General features: G+C 38.5%; 12 protein-coding genes. 3 read left to right on the top strand and 9 right to left on the bottom strand.

The features are described from left to right. Window positions 1-10 precede the first annotated feature (10 nt). The 3 genes from FJ366_01285 to lon form a co-directional block, all read right to left on the bottom strand. Window positions 11-1,771: an AAA family ATPase gene (locus FJ366_01285; protein ID MBM3894211.1), complete on the bottom strand. Its 1,761-nt coding sequence runs from the start codon at window positions 1,769-1,771 to the stop codon at window positions 11-13. 130 nt (window positions 1,772-1,901) lie between these two features. Continuing rightward, window positions 1,902-3,032, bottom strand: coding sequence for an AAA family ATPase (locus FJ366_01280; GenBank protein ID MBM3894210.1), 1,131 nt, complete (start codon window positions 3,030-3,032; stop codon window positions 1,902-1,904). Between the two features lie 62 nt (window positions 3,033-3,094). After that, window positions 3,095-5,548, bottom strand: a complete 2,454-nt coding sequence (lon, locus tag FJ366_01275; GenBank protein ID MBM3894209.1) for an endopeptidase La — start codon at window positions 5,546-5,548, stop codon at window positions 3,095-3,097. A 106-nt stretch (window positions 5,549-5,654) separates the two neighbouring features. On the opposite strand from lon, the gene FJ366_01270 reads away from it, so the two are divergent. Next, window positions 5,655-6,329 carry an ABC transporter ATP-binding protein gene (locus FJ366_01270; GenBank protein MBM3894208.1) on the top strand — a complete coding sequence of 225 codons (675 nt, stop codon included), beginning with the start codon at window positions 5,655-5,657 and terminating at the stop codon, window positions 6,327-6,329. 3 nt (window positions 6,330-6,332) lie between these two features. On the opposite strand, the gene FJ366_01265 is transcribed toward FJ366_01270, so the two are convergent. The 6 genes from FJ366_01265 to FJ366_01240 all read right to left on the bottom strand — a co-directional run bounded on the left by FJ366_01265 (window position 6,333) and on the right by FJ366_01240 (window position 17,253). Continuing rightward, a complete protein-coding gene (locus tag FJ366_01265; GenBank protein ID MBM3894207.1) occupies window positions 6,333-7,334 on the bottom strand; it encodes a hypothetical protein in 1,002 nt (333 codons plus the stop codon). A 135-nt stretch (window positions 7,335-7,469) separates the two neighbouring features. Continuing rightward, on the bottom strand, window positions 7,470-8,024 hold the full coding sequence (locus FJ366_01260) for an aminoacyl-tRNA hydrolase (GenBank protein MBM3894206.1): 555 nt from the start codon (window positions 8,022-8,024) through the stop codon (window positions 7,470-7,472). Between the two features lie 6 nt (window positions 8,025-8,030). Further along, window positions 8,031-8,639, bottom strand: a complete 609-nt coding sequence (locus tag FJ366_01255) for a hypothetical protein (protein MBM3894205.1) — start codon at window positions 8,637-8,639, stop codon at window positions 8,031-8,033. A 73-nt stretch (window positions 8,640-8,712) separates the two neighbouring features. Then, window positions 8,713-12,432 (bottom strand): hypothetical protein, encoded by a 3,720-nt coding sequence (locus tag FJ366_01250; protein ID MBM3894204.1) that lies wholly within the window; start codon window positions 12,430-12,432, stop codon window positions 8,713-8,715. Between the two features lie 10 nt (window positions 12,433-12,442). Then, window positions 12,443-15,487 (bottom strand): hypothetical protein, encoded by a 3,045-nt coding sequence (locus FJ366_01245; GenBank protein ID MBM3894203.1) that lies wholly within the window; start codon window positions 15,485-15,487, stop codon window positions 12,443-12,445. Window positions 15,488-15,642: 155 nt separating this feature from the next. After that, window positions 15,643-17,253 carry a DUF87 domain-containing protein gene (locus tag FJ366_01240; protein ID MBM3894202.1) on the bottom strand — a complete coding sequence of 537 codons (1,611 nt, stop codon included), beginning with the start codon at window positions 17,251-17,253 and terminating at the stop codon, window positions 15,643-15,645. Between the two features lie 136 nt (window positions 17,254-17,389). Between FJ366_01240 and FJ366_01235 the strand changes: the two genes are divergently transcribed. Next, window positions 17,390-18,619, top strand: a complete 1,230-nt coding sequence (locus FJ366_01235; GenBank protein MBM3894201.1) for a hypothetical protein — start codon at window positions 17,390-17,392, stop codon at window positions 18,617-18,619. 155 nt (window positions 18,620-18,774) lie between these two features. Next, the gene (locus tag FJ366_01230) at window positions 18,775-19,902 is read left to right on the top strand and encodes a hypothetical protein (protein ID MBM3894200.1); all 1,128 of its coding nucleotides are present in this window, start codon (window positions 18,775-18,777) and stop codon (window positions 19,900-19,902) included. Window positions 19,903-20,013: the final 111 nt, after the last annotated feature.

The raw sequence follows: 20,013 nt of genomic DNA, 5'->3' as shown, positions 1-20,013 counted from the left end.
TTTCTCTTAATTATATTTGTGCTGTTTCAAAAACTAATTTCAGTGCTTCTGGAACTGTCGAGACATAAAAAATAGTTAAATCTTTAAAGTCTTCTTTGATGCTTTCGATGACAGGTTTTGCAGCAGCAGGAACTACAACGTTTCTGATCCCTGATCGCTCAGAACCTAATATTTTATCCCGATATCCATTAACCGGCAACACGTTGCCATGCATATCGATTGCGCCAGTCATAGAAAAATCTTGTTTTACTGGGGTATTTGTCAGTGTTGAAATAAGAGAAACGGTATGAGCGAGTCCCGCTGAAGGGCCATCGACAGGAACATATAATTGATCTCCAAACATAAAGTCGTTTTCACGGAATGTTTTTTGATCAATTCCATATTGATCGGCGATACTTTTTACGTATGCAAAGACACGGTTTTGAGCTTCGGCAGAAAACTTTCCTTGCAATTTATTTGCATGTAGTTGGCCAGATCCATGAGGAATACAAATCGATTCGATTTTGAGCAATCCGCCGCCATTTGTGCCGGCAGCATACATCCCGTTTGCAACGCCAACAAGTTTTTGTTCTGGAATTTCAAAGGCAGGGGTAAGTTGAAGCATTTCTGGATGTTGAGTTTTGATAATTTCTTGGGGTGAAATGGTAACATCCTCAAGCAAAGCGCGTTTTTCTTGATGTAATCGAGCATATTTTTCTGCGCCTGAAATTAAATAGCGTTTTAAATCTCGCACCCCTGCTTCGTTGTTGATAATCCGATCGACAAGAGGTTCTGCGAGTAAGTGAAGTTTGCATTCGATACTTTTTGGCAGCTTCATGTCGGCAGCAATTTGGGGAATTAATTTTTCATGAGCAATCGTAACTCTTTCTTGCCTGCTGTACGGGTGAAGTTCTAAAACTTGCATTCTATCAAGAAGTGGTCGTGCGATTTTTGATAAATCGTTTGCAGTTGCGATAAAGGTAACGTTAGAAATATCGACTTCAAAACCGAGGTAGACATCTTTAAATTTTTTGTTTTGAGCTGGATCAAGAATCTCAAGTAGCTGTGGGAGTAAATAATCTGGAGCTTTGTCGATTTCATCGAGCAATATTACGGGATTCTCTGCTTCTGCAGAAATAAGGGCGTTTGCGATTGGGCCTGCGCCAGAAAGTTCTGCTTCCTGACCATATGTTTGAGATGAAAGGGTTTTGAGTGCTCCAAAAGTTATTTTGCTAAATTTTTTACCCAAGGCTTTGCTGATTGATTCAGCTACGGTAGTTTTTCCAATCCCTGGCATTCCCGACAAACAAAGGATTTTGTGTGATTTGCCACTGAGTTTTATGCCAGCAAGGTAGTCAATGATGGTTTCTTTGACAGAGCTCAGTCCACAGTGCGAAGCATCGAGTGATGCGCGAGCAGCAGCAAGATCGATTGTTGATTCAGTTGTGATACCAAAAGGAAATTTGTCAATTACCGCAAGGTAATTTGCGGTTAATTCTCTGTGTGCTTTCCAGAGCCTTAAAGACTTTAGTTTTGTTGAAATTTTTTGTTTGATTTCATCTGAAATATGAGCGTTATTTGTATATTTATGGTGATTTTGTGCGCGTGATTCTCGGCTATCAAGATAGACCATTAATAATGATGCCAGGGCTGCAAAACTTACCGATCCTAGACAAATTTGTTCAAAGCTCGGCAGAGAAAGGGGTGCTTTGATGGGGTATGGAGTTGTAATCAATGAAAACAAAACAACAAAAAATATTGTTTTATATAGTTTTTTTACAAAATGTAGCACAATTATTTTTCTCCCCAGAATAACGCGGCCAACTCAGCACTTTTTGTAGTATGGCTTATCGCAAACAAAGCTTCAAAAGGGGGTCTTCTTTTTTACTAAAAGAGCTGCTTTTGTTGAAAAAACATTTTATTTAGCTATTTAGTCTGAGCCAGCGATTGATTTTTTTTGTTAATATTTTTTTTAAAGACCTAAATATTCGTGTTTCAGCTGTTTTTAAGAGTGCTTTTTGAATAAATTGTTTCTTTACATCCGGAGGGATTTTGTACGTTCCTTTAATTTTGTTCCAAATAATGGTACTTGCGATAATTTCGCGCTCTTTTTCGCTGTATTCATCTACCTTGACCATGAGCATTCGGTCTTGGAGGGGGTCTGAAATGAGGTTGATATCGTTTGCGGTGGTAATGATAAATGCATTACTGATATCGATATCATGGTTAAGGTAATAGTCTCTAAATCGTTTGTTTTGCACCGGGTCTAGAGCTTGAAGTAATACGTTTTGGATTGTTCCGCGGTGATTACCTACAGCTTGTTTGTCGATTTCATCGATAATAATCAGTGGATTTATGCATTGTAATTGTGAAAAAGCAGAGAAAAAAAATCCGGGCGCAGAACCAACATATGTCCTGAGTGATCCCCGAAAAAAAGCATCTGGGTCATTGGCTCCTGTTGCCGAGATTATGATGTACGGAAGGTTAAGGGCTTTTGCAAGGGCAACGGCAAATGCTGTTTTGCCAGTTCCCGGAGGTCCATAAAGGCATAAAGGTGAAATGTGTTTTATTCGCCCTTCGTGATAGGCAAAAAAGAGGTCTAAAACGAGCTTTTTTATTTTGTGCATCCCAAAAATTTTAGAATCTATTCTTTGGTAAATTTTTTTTAAATCTGCTTCTGGTTCTTTTTTTTTTCTCCATGGAAAATGAAGCACCTGGTTAATAAAAGCATGTGTTCCTCCTGCTCTTTCTTCTGAATGTGAGAGTTGGGCATATTTGATTTCTTCATAGAGTTCGCTTTTTAGGGAAGAGGGCATTTTGCTTAAAGAAATTTTTTGTTCCAATCTATAAAAAGGTGAGGAAGAATTAAATTTTTGGTAGGCAAAATTAATGATCTGTCCAAGAAAATAAATATTAGCACCACCACTGAGAGTGCTGCTAAAAACAAACCTTGCGAGCCTGAATGGTGTTGTAATAAAAGCCCAATAAGAATTGACTGTTTTTGGGAGTAATAAAAAAAAGATAAGCGTAAATAATTTAGTTTTTTTATTCACAGCGAGCTAACATAAAAAAAATAACTGCGCATAGGTAGTATATGCGCAGTTATTTAATTGTGTTAAGCCCTCAATGGTTCCTTGTCCATAAGAACACGAGAGACAACTTCATCTACGTGAGAAACGAAATGAAGTGTAAGGCCTTGAAGAATGTCATCAAGCCCGTCAACATCGTGCTTATTTTCTTTTGGTACAATGATATTTGTAACGCCATGTTGTTTTGCGGCTAATATTTTTTCTTTAAGTCCGCCGATAGGAAGAACTCCACCATGCAAATCAACTTCTCCGGTCATTGCAAAGTTTCCATTAATTGGACGTTGCGTCATAACCGATAAAATCGAAGAAACGAGCGTGATGCCGGCAGATGGACCGTCTTTTGGAATAGCACCAGCAGGAAAGTGGATATGAAGATCGGTTTCGTTAAACAAATTTTGTTTAATCCCAAGAGCATCTGCTTTTGAACGAATGTAACTTACTGCAGCTTGAGCTGATTCTCTCATCACATCTCCAAGTTGTCCTGTGAGTGTAAGTTTTCCTTGTCCAGGCATCATGACAGCTTCGACTTGTAAGATTTCTCCACCAAATGGTGTCCATGCAAGACCGTTTGTAACGCCGATTCGATTTTTTGTGATATTTTTATCCAATGAAATTTTTCGGGGTCCTAAAAACTCTGCAAGATTTTCTTTGGTAAAGATTGTTTTGGTATCGGTCTCGAGTAATGCACGTGCAAATTTTGAACACAGCGTTTGAATGTATCGATTGAGCGTTCGAACACCAGATTCTCTGGTGTATGAAATAATAAGTTCTCTTAAAACAGAGTCATCAAAATCAAGCCCTTTTTCTTTGAGCCCGGAAAAGTTAATTGCTCGTGGTGCAAGATGTTGTTTTGCGATTTTTACTTTTTCTTCGACGGTGTAGCCTGAAAGTTCAATAACTTCCATACGATCTCGCAGCGGAGCTGGGATGTTGTGCAGATCGTTTGATGTTGCGATGAACATTACCTTTGAAAGATCAAAATGAGTTCCAAGATAATTGTCATAAAAATTGTTATTTTGTTCAGGGTCGAGAATTTCAAGCAATGCAGCAGAAGGATCGCCTTTGCCTGATTGTCCGATTTTGTCTATTTCATCAATCACAATCACAGGATTCATGCTTCCTGTTTTTGAAATAGCCTGGATAAATCTACCTGGAAGTGCCCCAACATAGGTTCGTCGATGCCCTTTGAGTTCAGATTCGTCATGCAAACCACCAACAGAAATTCTGAAAAATTCTCTTCCAAGACATTCAGCAATCGATTTTCCAAGCGATGTTTTTCCAACCCCGGGAGGCCCTGAAAAACATAAAATCGGAGAGTGATCTGAAGTTTGAAAGCTTTTTACGGAAAGATAGTCAAGAATTCGATCTTTAATTTTTTCTAGCCCATAATGATCGCGATCTAAAATACTTTTTGCATATGTGATGTTTAGGTTATCTGTGGTTGTTTTACCCCAGGGAAGACCCAAAAGCCATTCAAGATGGTTACGAATAACTGTAGCTTCCAGGGAATCTGGAGATGTGCGTTCAAGTCTTCGTAGTTGTCTTTTTGCTTCGTTTGATGCTTCTTCAGAAAGTGCAGGATTTTCTAATTTTTTCTTAAGATCGTCCATTTCATTGTCAACGTCATCGCCCAGCTCTTTTTGAATTGCACGCAGTTGTTCTCGTAGGTAATATTCACGTTGCGATTTGTTGATGGCATCGCGGGCGTTGTGTTTGATGCGTTCTTGCATGCGAGCTGTTTCGGCTTCTGTTTCCAGGTAGACGAATAGTTCATCGAGTAATTCAATCATTAGTTTTTTTTCGAGTAATGCCTGAGATTGAATAACTGAAAGCGTCAGATGTGAAAGTAGAAAGTCTACCGATCGTTCAAGGTCGTCAATTTGAGAAAATATTACATGAAAATCCTGATTAAAAGAGCCGCCCAAAGATGACATTCGTTCACACAGTGCGATAATTTCGCGCACTTTTTTTTCGACTTGCGGATTATTGATCTGAGAGTCGAATGGATATTCAGAAACTTCAGCAGAAATGCTTGTTTCATCTGAATGTACATTTTGAATAGATACACGGCGGAGTCCTTGCGCTAAAATCTTCATTCCACCTTCTGGAATGTTCATAACGCGCATGATTTTTCCGATCGTGCCGACTTCGTATAAATCTTCAGCCTCTACGGCTTTTTGTGTATTATCGCTAGAGCCACGTACCGCCACCAGTAAAATTTCTTTTGATCCCTCGAGAGCTTTGTTAACGCCATCGATGATGCGTTGGTCCATGACAAGCAATGGAACAACCATCTGTGGGAATACCACGATGTCTACTGTTGGAATAAGTGACAGTGCGTCAGAGCTTTTAGATGTCTCTGGCGCTGTTTGCAGTTCCTTCATAACCCCCCCGTTATGTATGAAACACAGAGCATGGCATCCTTGCCAGATTACCAGCCGTATGCCTATATGATAGTCTAGGTAAGCGGTTTGAAGCATGACAAGATAGTTTTCAAAAAAAGCGGCATTGAATCGGCCAATCTGTTGGTGTTGGTATAAATTTTATAATACCTTGACTCTTGTATTTTTGATTTTTTGAGGGGTATTGGGTGTGCAGGGCGACCAGTTGACTGTTTTGCGATGTGAGCAGATTGAAAAAAAGGTTTTGAGTGAAGCTGGTGAGCTGTTGATTTTGCGTCCTCAGTCGCAGGTATTTGAGCGGGGAAAGTTGTATGTTGTGTCTGGTCCTTCGGGGGCAGGAAAAACAACTTTTTTGCATATTTTAGCGGGTCTAGAAAAGCCGTCGGCGGGAAAACTGTTTTTTGATAATCGGGAAATTACCAGTTGGTCTCAGGATGACTTTTTGAGGTATCGGCAGAGTGTGGTTGGGATGTTGTTTCAATTTCATTACTTGGTTCCCGAGCTTACCGTTGCAGAAAATATTGCACTTCCTGCGCAAGTGCTGGGAAGAACTCAGGTGGAAATTGATAAAAAAGTGTCAGAACTTCTTGGGTTTGTTGGGCTTGAGCACAAGAAAAATTCGTATCCACGTTATTTGTCGGGAGGCGAGCGTCAGCGGGTGGCGCTGGCCCGAGCGTTGGTAAATAACCCACAAGTTATTTTGGCAGACGAGCCAACGGGAAGTTTGGATAAAAAAAATGCCGAACTTGTACGCGATTTATTTGTCCAAGTTCGGCAAAAATATAACTCGTGTGTGATTGTTGTTACGCACGATAGTGAATTGTTTTCGACTGTATCGGTACATAAAATTAATTTGTAATCGCTATGTTTGTCTGAAAATTTTACCAAAAGGAACAAAAATATCGCTAATCCCTCTGCGCATCCAATAATTACCAACAACTTGTTGTTGAGCCGTTGTTGGCCAAGCTTCTGCTTCTGGTGTAAAGATACCATTTAGATAGTCTGCATGGTCAAGGCCCAAGATATTTGGACTAAGTGTGCGATACAAAAGATCGGCGCTCGCGTAGTCTTCTGCGGTACCGATATCGATGATTTTTTGTTGTAATGGTTTGGAGAGCTGCTTGAATGTTGATTCAGAAATATGAATGTTTTTGAGGAGTGGGATTGTTTTGCTTAATATATTGAGCACCACGTAGCGCAATCTTTTTATGCCATCTAATTTTTTTTTTTCAAAAATAAGAAGTCCTGCTTCAAGTATGTGGAACAACGGATTTTTCAAGGAAATGCACTGTGGTGTCTGCGCAAATGCAGAACTTGTTATTTCTGGTTCTATAGTTATTTTTTTGCATTCAGCTTTGATTTCATTTAACACATTCTGCGTGTACCACCAGCCGAATATTGTTTTACGAATTAGGGGTAGCACATCGATGATCCAATCAAGGTAGTAGCGAGCGGATCTTGGTGTTTTGTAGTAATCAAGCAATTGCCTTAGGGCAATTTCAATCGCGTGATCGGTGTGTTTTATTAACATGAAGGGAATTGACCAGGCAGAAAGTTTTTTTGAAGATATAAGATACGGAATAATTTGATAAAAAGATTCAATCGCAAAAGCAAATGGTTCGGAGTTATGGACGAGCGTTTTTCCTCTGCTTTGTTGTTCGAATCTAAGGTTTGCGCGAGAAGCAACATATGCGCAGAGTGTTAGAGCGCAGTGAGCTGGCGCATCGCTTGAGTGTAAATAATTGTGCGAGGTGCCCGAAATCAGCTGTGCAGCTTGAGAGACGCGAGAAATCTGTGTTGCATGAAGAGTGGGGGTAAGCAGCAGAAAGATTAAGGCTAATTTTAAGGAATGGAAAAATTTCATAGGTTTCTTAGGGTTTTTGTAGTCATTTTCTTTTTAGGTTAAAGAATCATTGAGATTGTTGTTGGTTTTTTAGAGAAAAGTATTTTTTCACCCTTTTTTTTAAAAAATGAATAAAAAATTATTCGGTATGTCTTTTTAGAGACCTAAAATTGCAAGGCAATCATCTATTTTTGATGCCAGGTCAATTTTTTCTTCTGCAGTAAATGGCGAAAGAACGTAGTCTGCTACCATGCTTTTTTCTGCAGGCCGAGCGATTCCAAAGCGTAGTTGCCAAAAATGAGGCCCGATTTGTTCGATTGCTGATCGCACGCCGTTGTGGCCGCGAGCGCTTCCGGCAAAGCGAATCATGCTTTTGCCAAAGGGTTTTTCCATCTCATCGTAACACAAGGCAATTTGTTCAGGCTTTATACCGTTTTTTAAAAAAGGTTTAATGTGAATGCCAGAAACATTCATGCCAGAAAGGGGTTTTAAAAGAGTAATTGTGTGTAGTTGCCCGCTGGGGAGCGAGAGGGTGATTTGGCACGAGCTTGCTTTGTCGGCTTCTTTCCAGGCGGTTGCATGATATTTATGTGCAAGCTCATCTAACACCATAAACCCAACGTTGTGTCTGGTATCTTTGTATCGTGGGCCTGGATTTCCAAGGCCCACGATAAGTTTTAGATCAGCAATGTTTGAAAATTTGTGATCCACAAAAAATTACGCTTTCAAAAGAGCGGTGGTTTTTTCTTGTGAGTCGGATCTTAAAACTTCTTTTGCTGCAGCAAGTTTGCTGTCTTTGTTGAATGCTTCAAGAACAGTTGCAGTTGCATCAAGTTTTGGCGAATAGAAGAGAGCTGTTGCTTCTGATTTATTTACAACTTCGAGCCATCCCTTTTCTGTCGCAAGATTGCTGATTGTTTTTTTGATGTCCGCTTCTGCTGTTTTCATCTTGTTTGAAAGTTCAACTTCGAGTTGTGTTTTCATTCGCTCAATATCCAAGGTTGCTTGGCGTTGCAAATGTTCTAGTTCAAGTTTTTTAAGTGGAACTTGATCAGGTGTGATATTTGAAGCCATTATTTCTTGTTCTCTTTTTTTGAGTTCAGCTTGCTTTTTGTTTGCAAATTCGTTCAGTTCTTTGTTTTTTGCATCTGACCATTGCGCAAGGGTGTTTCCTGCTGTAGAAAGTTGGAATACGCTTTGAGCATCAACATATACGCGAGATGCATTTGGTAAAATATCATCGAGTGCGTTTTTTTTAACTTCGATAGCGGCATTAAGTGAGAATACGGATACCATTCCAAGTAATAAAGACATTCTTTTCATCATACACAATACTCCTGTTTTTTGTGGCTTTAGCTGGTAATGTATCGCGATGTTTTGTGAAGGTCAACTTGGATTGTTATGCGGTTACTTCTGGTAGTATTTCAGTTGCTGCTGATTTTTCGTCTTCCCATGTTTCTTCTGACGATTCTGAAGGATCTGTGATATCAATGTGGCCCTTATGAAGTAAGTCGTTAACGATTTTTTCGGCGATATTATTTTCTGCGCGACCTCTTTGGAGCATAAATCGTCCTTCGATTGATCCGTCAGGTAGTAGTCTTTTTCCTACACAATAGTTAAGGATTCTTCCTTTTGATATTCTTTCAAGTTCAGTCAGAATTCGTAGATGTGTTGTGACAATACATGCAACGTGAGGGGTTGATACTGCGATTTCGATTAATTGAGCGACAGATGCGATAGATGCATGATCAGCTGTTCCACTTCCAAGTTCATCACCGATAAATAGAATTTTTTCGTATCCTTGTCGAGGTGATTGCATTGTGTGAATTGCCTGTCCCATGGCTTTAGCTTCAGCTATCCAGCATGATTCGCCTTCAGCTGCGTTGTCTGTGCTACTTAGATGAACAATCATTTTATCAATAAATGTCATGACGCCGTTTGTTAATGGCGCATACCCAAATGTTTTAGCCATCATAATTGCCCAGATGATTCCTTTAAGAACAATCGACTTACCACTTCCGTTAATTCCTGTAATCAAAGCGCTTGGTGGTAGCATTTCAGTAAGTTGATAGTATTCTGCAAGGCTTGCATCTTCAAGGGTTCCAAGGGTGAGAGAATTTGATTTTTGAAGATATGGATTGAGTAGTGGAAACCAAAAATTTTCAAGGTGAACAAAAGGTTTCTCTTGATCAACAAATCTTACTGGTGCGTAAGGATTTTGAATGTCTTTGTGTTCAACAACAAGGCGCGCCATTCCCGTATAACTATCAAGTTCTGCAATAATTGTTGCGCATGTTGCAACCCATTCTTTTACGTCAGGTCTTTTGAGGAGTTGGTATGCACGTCTCACAGAGCCAACGTCGCCAAATGTTCCCGGGTGAGTGTCTTTGAAGAAAAGGCTATTTTGGGCGATAAGGGAAAATTCTTGGCATTCTTTTGAGCTGGTATGAGCAATATGAGCAAATTTTTCTCTTAAAGAAGTTGGAAGAGGCAGGTCGTGTGAGTTGTTTTTGAAGATTCCACTGATTTGTCTGGTAAGTTCTGCAAACATAATCGACGGCTTTACGGATTCGAACATGTATTTATCAAGAACGTCGTACATTTCAACTTTCGTCTTTGCTCCAAAAACAAACGTTGACCAAAATTTACTACCGACAAAGATGGTGACTAATGCAAGAACTTCAAGTCCAAGGATGAATTTTTTCCAATTTAATTTTTTGTTTAGAATTGACTGATTATGTTTGAGAGCTTGCGCTAATTCATCTCCCGTAAGGCCTTGCGTATTACGAGTTTGGAATAATTGTTGAAGTTTTCCGGTATTTATTGCTTCAAGAAGGATTTCTGATGCTTGTTGTTTGCTAATATCTTCAGTTGAAATAGAGCCATCGGCGTTAACTGATTCGACGGTGAACAATTTAAAGGCATTTAAATCGCATCCATCAAAAAGAGAATCGCTCTTGTTCGCATCTTCAGCTATTCTCGCTTGAATAATTCTTTCCGCGTTATATGTATTTGACAGCCTGCTAGCAGGAGTCTCTGTTATATATGATTTATAGTATAGCCATCTTGCCCAATAAAAAGCGGGTCTGAGTAAGGACGCTAAATTAAATAAATTTGGCGCAAACGTTATTTTATAGGTATTTCCACCGTGTTCATGAGTCCTAGAAGTTTTTTCTTTGAATGCTGCTTGTACAAATGGATTTGAAAGAGCATACAAAAGTTCTCGCGTTCGTAGGCCAAGAAAACCCCAATTCCAGTGAGTTCTGCCTCCATATCCAAAAAGCAGTTTAAATAAGTTGGCACCTGGAGATATCATGATTGATCTAATCATGGTGAATGGATTAGAAAAAAGAGCAGGAACGCTTATTTGTCCCAGGTCTCCGGTTAAAAGGTTGTTTATGCCTGGTAAATTATTTAGCACAGTATTTAGCATTTTAAATGGATTTTTTTCTTCATCGGGAGCGCCTGTAAGTTTTTTTGCAGCATTGGTGATGCCATCAGCAGGAGTTGCGCTGTCTTGAAGCGCATCGGAATATCTGTAAAAACCAAAAGGATCTACCCATTTGAATAGTTGGTGGGCGATTGTTTGCTCTGAATTTGTTTGATCTGTTTTATCAATAATAAAAAGCTCTGCAAGATCTTTGTTTTCATTAATTTCTTTTAAGATGTACTCCTGGGTCATTTTTGGCAGACTATCAAGACCATTCATACGCCAAGACATGAAGCTTGATTCTCCAAAATTTTCACAAAATCTTTTTTTAAAATCCGCAACAGCACTTTTGTATGGAAGTGAGGTTAAGCTGCTTAACGGAGCATCTTTCCATTGAGCAGATGAAATTGGTCCTTTTAATGGATCTATAAGCGTTTTTGCAGCACTTGATGTAGCAGCGCCAAGACCGCTAAATAGTCCTGTAAGTGGACCAAACATAAAATCTGCAAGCATGCGAAGACCAGAGGTATCTGAGCACCCATCTTTGAGTCTTTCTAAACTGGCGGCTCGCTTGCTTGGAGACTCAAGTGTTCGGTTGTAGAATTTTTCAGAGATCCATAACATTCCGCTTGGGTTTCTTTCGAAATATTGTTGAACCATTACTCGAGGGAATGAGCGAATTTGTTGTGTGAAGGTATGTGGAGGGACTTGCGGCTGATCTTGGGGTGTTGTGGTTCCTGTTGACACAGAAGAGCTTGCAACTCCGGTTCCGGTTTGTGGAGATGTGTTTGTTCTTTTGATAAAATTTTTTAATGCTGAATAAAAATCATATACAAATGTTTGACTTTGTTTGCTTAAAACGAGCGATACAATCGTAAGGAATGCGCTAAAAAGATACATTGCTTTCTGGTGTTCGTATCCAAAAAACCAATTGGCTGTTTTTTGAGTAAAAAAGGCATGCCATCGCATGAAGCTTGCGTTTTCGCGATATTTCCCAAACCATTTAGATGGCGCAAGTTTTTCTATTTTATTTTCAAGATTGTGATTAAAAGAGGCTTTTGATTGACGTAAAAATTGTGCTTCAATCTTTTGAAGAGCTTTTATTCTCAGGCAAACTGCTTTTGTTAAGTCAGGATTTTTTAAAAAAGATGAAATAAGGTCTCTGCGTTCTGTTGCTTCTAGTTCTGAGCGTGCGCCTTGGTAAATTTGTGTAATTTGTAATGCTTGGCCAAGCGCTAATGATGTTCGATTAATATTTTTATAAAAGCCTTTTTCTCCAAAAACTTGTAAGTCTGTAACCGCTCGAGGGGTAGAGTTTAAAAGGTCAAATGCACTTGCAGGGCTTGCAAGATCAGAAAGATATTCAAGAGCTTCTGCAATTGGTTTTACTTCACTGTGTTTTTTTAGCGAGCCTTGTTGGGCAGAGATGAACGAAATCGCTTGTTCAGGCGTATCAAGATTACCAATTTTTTTACTTTTATTTTTTATATATGCAGCTGGTTGTAGTCCTTCCCAGCAACTTGCAATTTCTTGAAATGCTTTTCTTGATGGTAAATGCATGTTTGTTTTTTTAAAAACGTGTACAGCTCTTGGTTTTGAAAAAAGAAGCGCCGTTGGAGAAAGGGTGTGAACTACAAGAAGGACGCAGAGAAATATCTTTTTCGATTGTTTTTTATAGGTATTTTTCATTACTTCACCTTCATGTGCTTATAAGAGAAAAAGAGTTTTGATCTTGCTCTTCTTGCGCGGCAATTTCTTTTGCCAAAAGGGCTGCAAAACCATTTTCATCTGTACGGGTGTTACTAAATTTTTCAAAAATTGCTAATGCGATATTTGTCTTATTGATTCCGTCTTCAAGTTTTCGCTGTTGATTGATTCGACAATTTTTTAGTCGAGTGATTGTTTTTTCGAGTTCTGTTAATGGTTGGAGGTGAGATGAAATGATAGAAAGAACGTGTTTTTGACTAGAAAAAGCTTTTAATAATTTTGTCATAACATTAATAGATGCTTGTGCAGCGGTTCCGTCTCCGAGCTCATCGCCCGAGGCAAAGATAAAATATTGTGCAGATCGTTGAGTTAGAGCTGCTTTGATCATGTCTACGATTGCTTCAGCTTCTGCAACCCAACGAGATTTTCCTTCTGCTGCATTATCAAGAGAATTTAAGTGAAGAATAAGTTGAGAAAAAGGAGTGATCGTGCATGAAGTTGCAAATGCCCAGCCAAACGCATGAGCAAACATTAAATTGAAGACAATGTTTTTGAGTAGAATAGATTTTCCGCCACCATTAAGACCGGTGAGAAGAATGTTTTCTGAGTGCCCATTTCCCATAAGTAAATCGGTTCCGATTGACTTGGTTCCAAACAGAGGAAACCATCCATTTTTTATGTTGATAAATGGTGATTGAGCATTAATGAATTCAACTGGTGAAACTTTGTTTTCTGTTGAGCTAAATTCTTCTGATAATTTTTCAACACTGAGATAGCAATCAACTTCTGCGATAATATGAATACACAGAGCCAGTAGTTTTTTTGCATCCGGTGTTTGGATTAAGTCGTATGCTGTGCGAACTTTTCCAATATGATCAAAAATGGTATGACCTGTTTTTTGAGTAAATGTTTTATCTTTTGAGTAGGAGATAAGATCTGCATGTTGAGATGAGGTTGTTTTGAAGAGAGCGAGCTTAGAAGCTAAGCTTGGTGGAAAAATAAAATGATGTGCGTTTGTTGTAAGTGCATCAAAAATTTCTGAAGTTGCAGATAATAAAACCATCGCAGGTTTTGTTGCGCTAAAAATAATTTTGTCGATTGCATCAACACGTTCTTTAGGATTTAAGTGTCTATCGAGCCAACGCCCAAATAAAATACTGATGACAAACCATGCAGTCATTTGGGTGATTGCATGACCACGGCTGGGACTGGTTCTTTCTGGCGGAGAGTTTTTATAATGAGAAAGAATCCCAAGAAGTGAGCTTGAAATTTCCTTTAAATCATCTTTGCGTGGAATTAATTGAGCATATTCATCGATTGTTGAGAGTTGATTTGGCGCAATAAAGGTATTCCATAGGCTTTTAATTGTTTGTGTTCCAACGTTTTTCCACCAAGAAAGATAGTCAATATAGGTATCAGTTGGTTTTGTAATGAGGCTGAGTCTGTCCAATAGGTTTTGAGCTGTTGTATTCCCAGGATTTTCCTTTTTGACTTTTTCGATATGGTTAATCGCAATTTGTTTTAGTTTTTCTTTTGTAGATTGATCGGTTACAAAGTCGGCTTTTGATGTTGGATCTTCATGAAAAAAAGATTTGTGTGTAAGTCTGAGTAATGAGTGAGCAGCGTATATAAATGGGCTTGTGTGAGTGTGTTCGTTTAAAGACCATGATAAATAAGGCCCATCAAATACTCCGGGATTTTCCCAGGAGCGTTTTTCTGCTGCGCTTGCGCTTGTTGATGGCGGAGTAGGCTTACTGTCACAGATAGCTTGTCTGAGCTCATTTGTGTTCCAAAAGAATAAATCGTTTACAAGGCAAAGAAGAGACTTGAAACCTTTTAACGGAGAGAGGGGAAAAACATTTGTGTTGGTAAAATTTCCAAGCCACATTTTTTTTGCAATGTACCACGCTATGGTAAAAATTGGTTTTGTTATGATCATTCCTTGTTTAGCGCGATATGGAATTGAATGAATAAATTGTGCCACTGGATCGTTTGCGGGCCCAGTGTATGGTGGGATTTGGTTTTCGGGAGAGTTTAATTGTAACGGAATGTTTTTAAACATTGTGCTTACAAGGGTTTGCGTGTCTTTATCTTTGTCAAAAGATACAATAGCGTTTCTGAAGTTATTCCTGAGTAGGGCGAATGCAATTCCGTTATTCATTCGTAATGGATTTATAATAAAATAACAGCCAACTAATAATTGATTTATTAGTGGGTTCCAAAAATAGTGAGCTGTTTTTTGGGTGATAATTGCATGCCATCGTATGAATTCTGGATTATTAATAATTTTATCCATTGAGCCTGTTTTTTTAAAAAGATATTCAAGGCCGCAGAGCTCTAAGGCCGCAACGGGTTGTCCTAAAAATAATAAAAATTTTAAGAGGCCAGGAATTTCTAGTTTTGGTTTTAGATCGTCGATTGAAGCCCGAATGACAGGATCTTCGGGTTGCATTGTGAGGCTAAAAAAGGTTTCTTCAACTAATGAGAAGCGGTTAACTTGTTTTCGGAGAATATCTCTGGTGTCTTGTTTTGCGCTGAGAGCAGAAATAAAATCGCGTCTATCTAGACTTGTTTGAATCGATGGGCGATGCGTGATAAGTCCTGCCATGAGAACTTCACCAGAGGTTGTCGCTGTTCTGCAGCACGAATCTAGTAACGTTGTTTTTGCATTAAAAAGCTGAAGATCTTCCCAGTCTCGTTCCTTGGAAAAATGTACTAATGATTTGTTTTTAGAGCTTGTTTCTATGAAAAAATTGAGTACGTTATTGCGGTGTTTTGGAAGAGAGCTTTTACCGCCGGAAATAACTTTTTCAATATCAGTTGGCGCTGAATCAAATGAAACGACTTTCTTTTTTGAGGAGACATCTACCCTGATCCATTGTCGTTGAATTTGTTTGAATTTGTTTGCGCTTGGGAGATCTGTTTCCATGATTTCTGGGGCATCAACAATAACTTCACCCCCACAGAAGAGACCCCCTGTGAGTTGTAAAAATTGTAAAACGAGTAAAAAATAAGCGATTTTGTGCGTTTTTACCATTTATTGATTCCAAAAATCTTGTACATATCTTTTAATGTGTGAGCAAACCTTATTCTTTGAGGATACAGATTCTGCGGAGGAATGGTTTTTTTTAGAAGAGAGCTAAAAAAAAGCTCTTTTTTTGATAAAAATGGTTATTCGATTTGGATTATTGGTTAAAAAATTGTATCGATTTTTTCCTTGGTTGAGAGAATGGTTCCCCCCGGAAGGCTTATCTCAGAGACATCTTTGTAAAAAGTTTCATCAAATTTTCGCGTTTTTAAGACTATCGGCATGGTAAGAGCGTGTCCGAGAGCTAATATTTGTTGTTTTGAGTCAAGGGTTGCCAGCACGGATTTTAAGCTTACGCTGTCGGGTGCTCCGGTAAGAACAGCTTGGATATCTCGTTCATCATTAAGTTGTGCAATAAGTTTTGTTCCCACCTGGGATAAGACTTCAGAATCAATGCTAGATGGTCGCTGATCAACGATTAAGAGCGATACGTAGTATTTTCGCAATTCTCGGGCGATTGTGCCAAAAATAGTTTGTTTTGCTGCCTGAGGATTTAAAAATTTGTGTGCTTCTTCGATGGTTATCATTAATTTATGGGGTTCTGGTTGGTTTGCAGGGTCTGCTAAGTATTGTTCTGTTTTTTTTACATAATGATGGTGAATATGCCTGGTAATTACCCCGGTTACCAACAGATAACTGAGCATAGATGTTTGGTGTCCGAATTCTAAAATAACACTGATGCCGCGATCCAGATATGAAAGAAGGCTTTTAATAACCGATTTTTCGGTAGTTTCTTGAGTTAGAAAGGGCAGGTATTCAAGTCGTTTAAGTTTTCTTAAAAGAGCAGCCATCGATTCAGGATGGGCTCCTAGGTCGTTAGAAAGTTCTTTGATCGAAGATTCGTTTTTTAAAAGCATAGAGAGCCAGTTTTTTTTGAATCGAGTATGCAAAAGGTATGCTGCTTCTAGAGCGGTAGTATGAAGGGAGAGCTCTTCAGAGAGAAGCATGATGTCATCGACCGTGATTTCATCAAAACCGATAACAACTTCTTGGTCTGGAGCGCATCCACGTCGTCTTGTGGAGGCTGGGTCTAGAGAAAAAATAGCAACTTGTGATGGGAAAAGGGTTTTAAGACCTTTCACAAATTTTTTGTTATTGCCCTCTTGGCGAGCTTGTAGTCCATATTCAGAATGCATGTCAAAAATAAGGTTTACGCCAGCTTTTTTCGCTAAAATTCCTGCGAGCAAAATGCGGGTGATAAATGTTTTACCCGTTCCTGTTTTTCCAAAAACAGCATTACTTCGTTCGGTTAGTTTGTTGAGATCCAGGCAAACTGGGGTGTTCATATCAAGAGGAGTGCCAATATTGAAAAAAAGATTATCCGGGCGCTCGGTGCCAAAAATAAGTGCAATTTCCGAGTCATGCGCTTCATAGACCGGTGCGCAGTGAGGAGGAATGGTTTTTACCGGCATTAAATTGTTTTTTGCATCAAGCATGATAAGTGGTTTAATGAACAAGGTCGCAAAAAAATTGTTTTTTCGCAGAATTTGTGCGGTAAATGAGTTTTCTGTGGCTAATGTTGTTTTTGTAAAATTATCACCGATTGAGTCGAGGGCAATATTGGAAATAAGCGAAAAAAAACGATACGTTCCGCCATCAATGCAGACAAATCGGCCCGCTTTGGCATTTTCGATGTCTGCGCCAGACGTCATACGCATGAGTAGTCCGTCAATCAAGGATCCGCCAATAATGTGGCCAAGTTTTTTTCTGTCCATGGTTAATTCCGTGATATTGGTTTTTTGCTGATTTTTAATTTTTTAAAAAAAAGCTGGTTTTTACAGTTAATTTTTTAAAAATGCTATTTATTGATAGAATTAACACTTATTTAATTTTACTTGAAGAGGTTTGTTTGTGAATCAAAAAGCGTTATTTATTTGGGTTTTTATTTGTCTTGCTGGAATGGCGTATGGCGTAGATGATGTTGTTTGTATATCGGCAGGAAAAGACGTTTCGCAGACAACTGTTCGGGATTTGCTTGGTTCTGACCCTGAAAAAATTGCTCAAAGAGGCGAATTTGATCCGAATGGATTGTTGTTGGTAACAGATTCATTTGAAAAAATGAAAATTTGTTTAATGTCATCAGATGAGCAAGTTAAAAAAAAATTTGAGAGCCTTTTTGGACAATTTATTTTAGGCATTTCAGTTTTGAAAGAAAAATATCCTGAGAAGGTTGAATTCATTAATGATTTGCAGGAGATTATACGTTTATTCTGTGATGAAATCATGGTTAGTTATCATAAGTTGACTTTATTTTTTTTGATTGGTCTTAATCCTTTTGAGGTTTGTGCAAATCAAAAAGCGCTTAGGGCTTTTTCTTTAATTTCTTTGAACGAACTTGAAGCTTTTTCTTTGGGGATTAAAAAAGTATGGTTTGCCGCAGAGACTTTTTTGAGTAAATATTTACCAAATTCTGGAAAAAAGTGGGTCGCTATTTATAAATGGAAGATGTTTTTAATGACTGTTGCAGCTAGCGATGGATTAGATTTGCCAAAGGAAAGGTTTTCTTATATTCACCTTCTTGGGCTTAATGATCGTGATAGGAATGAAGATGAGTTGGGAAATCTTTTTGGAAAAGGAAATCTTCTTGAGGAATCTTTTTTTAAAGACTTATCTGACTGTTTCACTCTTTTCTTAGCAGATAATTTTGTTGATGTGTCTATTCTTGGAGGCGATCCATATTTGAATTATTGGTTTGAATGTGACCAGGGGATAGTTAAAACCCGACTTTCGACTGTTGTTCGAAAAAAAGAATTGGATTTTCCTTCAGGGTTTATAGCAAATTTTTTATTTGATGGCAGCGGAGAAATAATTGGTGTTGAGTTGGGTGAATCTGCGGTGATATCTGAAGAAGAGCCTAGGTGTAAAAAACAATTTGGCAAATGTTCCTTACAGAATGGATGTTCAAAAAAGATGATTTATTGGCATGAAAAAAATCAGAGGATTTCTATAGAGCAGTGGTTATATGCGGTAAAAAACTTTTTTGGGTGTGACGAACTTGATTTTCGGTTGGAAGATTCAGTTGGAGGTCGTTCTCAGATTCCTCCTCGTCAAAGAATGGTTTTAATTCCTAAACGCGCTTAATTTTAAGAATTGATTTGCTTGCTTCAGGGTTGCCTCGGGTGGTTTTTTCTTTAAAAACATATCATTTTTGCTATTGAGGCCTTCCTGTTGCTTTTTTGGGCAACTGAATTACTGTGATAGTAGAGAGTTGCAGGGTGTGTTTTTTGAGGAAAAATATGAAAAATTTAAAAAACCTTCTTTTGTTATCCGCGGTATTTGTTGGTGGGTTACCTTTGTTGGCATCTTTGGATGTTGACACGCAGGTTGTTGCTGTTGTTTCGGGTGAAGAACAGGTAGCTGCAAAATCTCCGCTTGATAGGTTATTGGTTGTTCGTTCAGGAATGAGCCTTTTTTTTGAAAATTGGCTTTCTTCATCCGCGACTAATGATGGTGTTGAAAAAATAACTGCTTACATGGACCAAGAATTTGAGAGATTATCTCAAGAAATGGCAGAAGATGCCGGCCTTGTACTTGATATCGGTCATGTAGCAAAAAAATACGTGCCGTTGTTATTTAAGTATTCTAGCTTGATTGAGTTCTCGGGAATCAAAGATCGATTTGTTATGGGCAATCAAAAGCTTATGGATTTGATGAAAAATCAATCCGAGTTTAGTGAAATAAACACTGATCTTGTAGAGCTTTCTGCTCAAATTAAGCAAATTTCTTCAGACATTGTGTCTCTTATAAAAAAACACAAAGCTGATTATGATACGGCAAATCTTGAAGGGGTTTTAGATATTCTCTTGAATAACGTATTGGCAAATTTTTCTGGTGCCCAAAATGCCGATTTGACTGATGAAAATAGAATGCAAATTATGCAAGTGCTTATGGACGTGAAACAAGAAGTATTTTCGTCGTTTTCGGATGAAGATTTGATGGGGATTATGAATGTTGTGCAAGAAGTTGGTGCGGTTATAGACCCTAGCTTGATTGCACGTATTGATAGAGAGTCAACTTCATCGACATCTTTTTTTGTTACATCAAATTCACAGTATGACTTTGCATCAAATACCCTTGTAACAGCACTTCCAATCGTGAGAGATGATTCTTTGGTGATTGATGGTGGCTTTAAAGTCTTAGTTTCAAAAAATGCAGAAGGCTCTGTTTTGTTACATGTTCCTTCAAGTGTTCTTGTTGAAGAAAAAGAGGTTTCAAGAGAGGTGTGGGGAAGACCTCAGGATCCATCGATGGTGCTTGTTTATAATTCATTTTCCGTAGAAGATTTTTCTGAAAAGGAAGAAATTCTAGATGATTCTTGTGGCGCAGAGTGCGTTGAAGAAGATTGTATCGAGTGCGTTGAATAATACTTTTTTGTTCATACATTTTTTCGGGGACGGTGGTTTTCACTGTCCCCTTTTTTTATAAAAATTTTTTTTAATGTTTTTTAACAATACCCCTTGACCTTCCAGTAACGT

This window comes from Candidatus Dependentiae bacterium, from assembly GCA_016871815.1.
Taxonomy (GTDB): Bacteria; Babelota; Babeliae; order Babelales.
This window is presented reverse-complemented; position numbering and strand designations above follow the sequence as displayed.

Excerpts from the sequence above, each read along its gene's own strand:
- lon (MBM3894209.1), bottom strand. The coding sequence starts at position 5,548 with ATGCTTCAAACCGCTTACCTAGACTATCATATAGGCATACGGCTGGTA.
- FJ366_01265 (MBM3894207.1), bottom strand. The coding sequence starts at position 7,334 with ATGAAATTTTTCCATTCCTTAAAATTAGCCTTAATCTTTCTGCTGCTT.
- FJ366_01255 (MBM3894205.1), bottom strand. The coding sequence starts at position 8,639 with ATGATGAAAAGAATGTCTTTATTACTTGGAATGGTATCCGTATTCTCA.
- FJ366_01250 (MBM3894204.1), bottom strand. The coding sequence starts at position 12,432 with ATGAAAAATACCTATAAAAAACAATCGAAAAAGATATTTCTCTGCGTC.
- FJ366_01245 (MBM3894203.1), bottom strand. The coding sequence starts at position 15,487 with ATGGTAAAAACGCACAAAATCGCTTATTTTTTACTCGTTTTACAATTT.
- FJ366_01240 (MBM3894202.1), bottom strand. The coding sequence starts at position 17,253 with ATGGACAGAAAAAAACTTGGCCACATTATTGGCGGATCCTTGATTGAC.
- FJ366_01230 (MBM3894200.1), top strand. The coding sequence starts at position 18,775 with ATGAAAAATTTAAAAAACCTTCTTTTGTTATCCGCGGTATTTGTTGGT.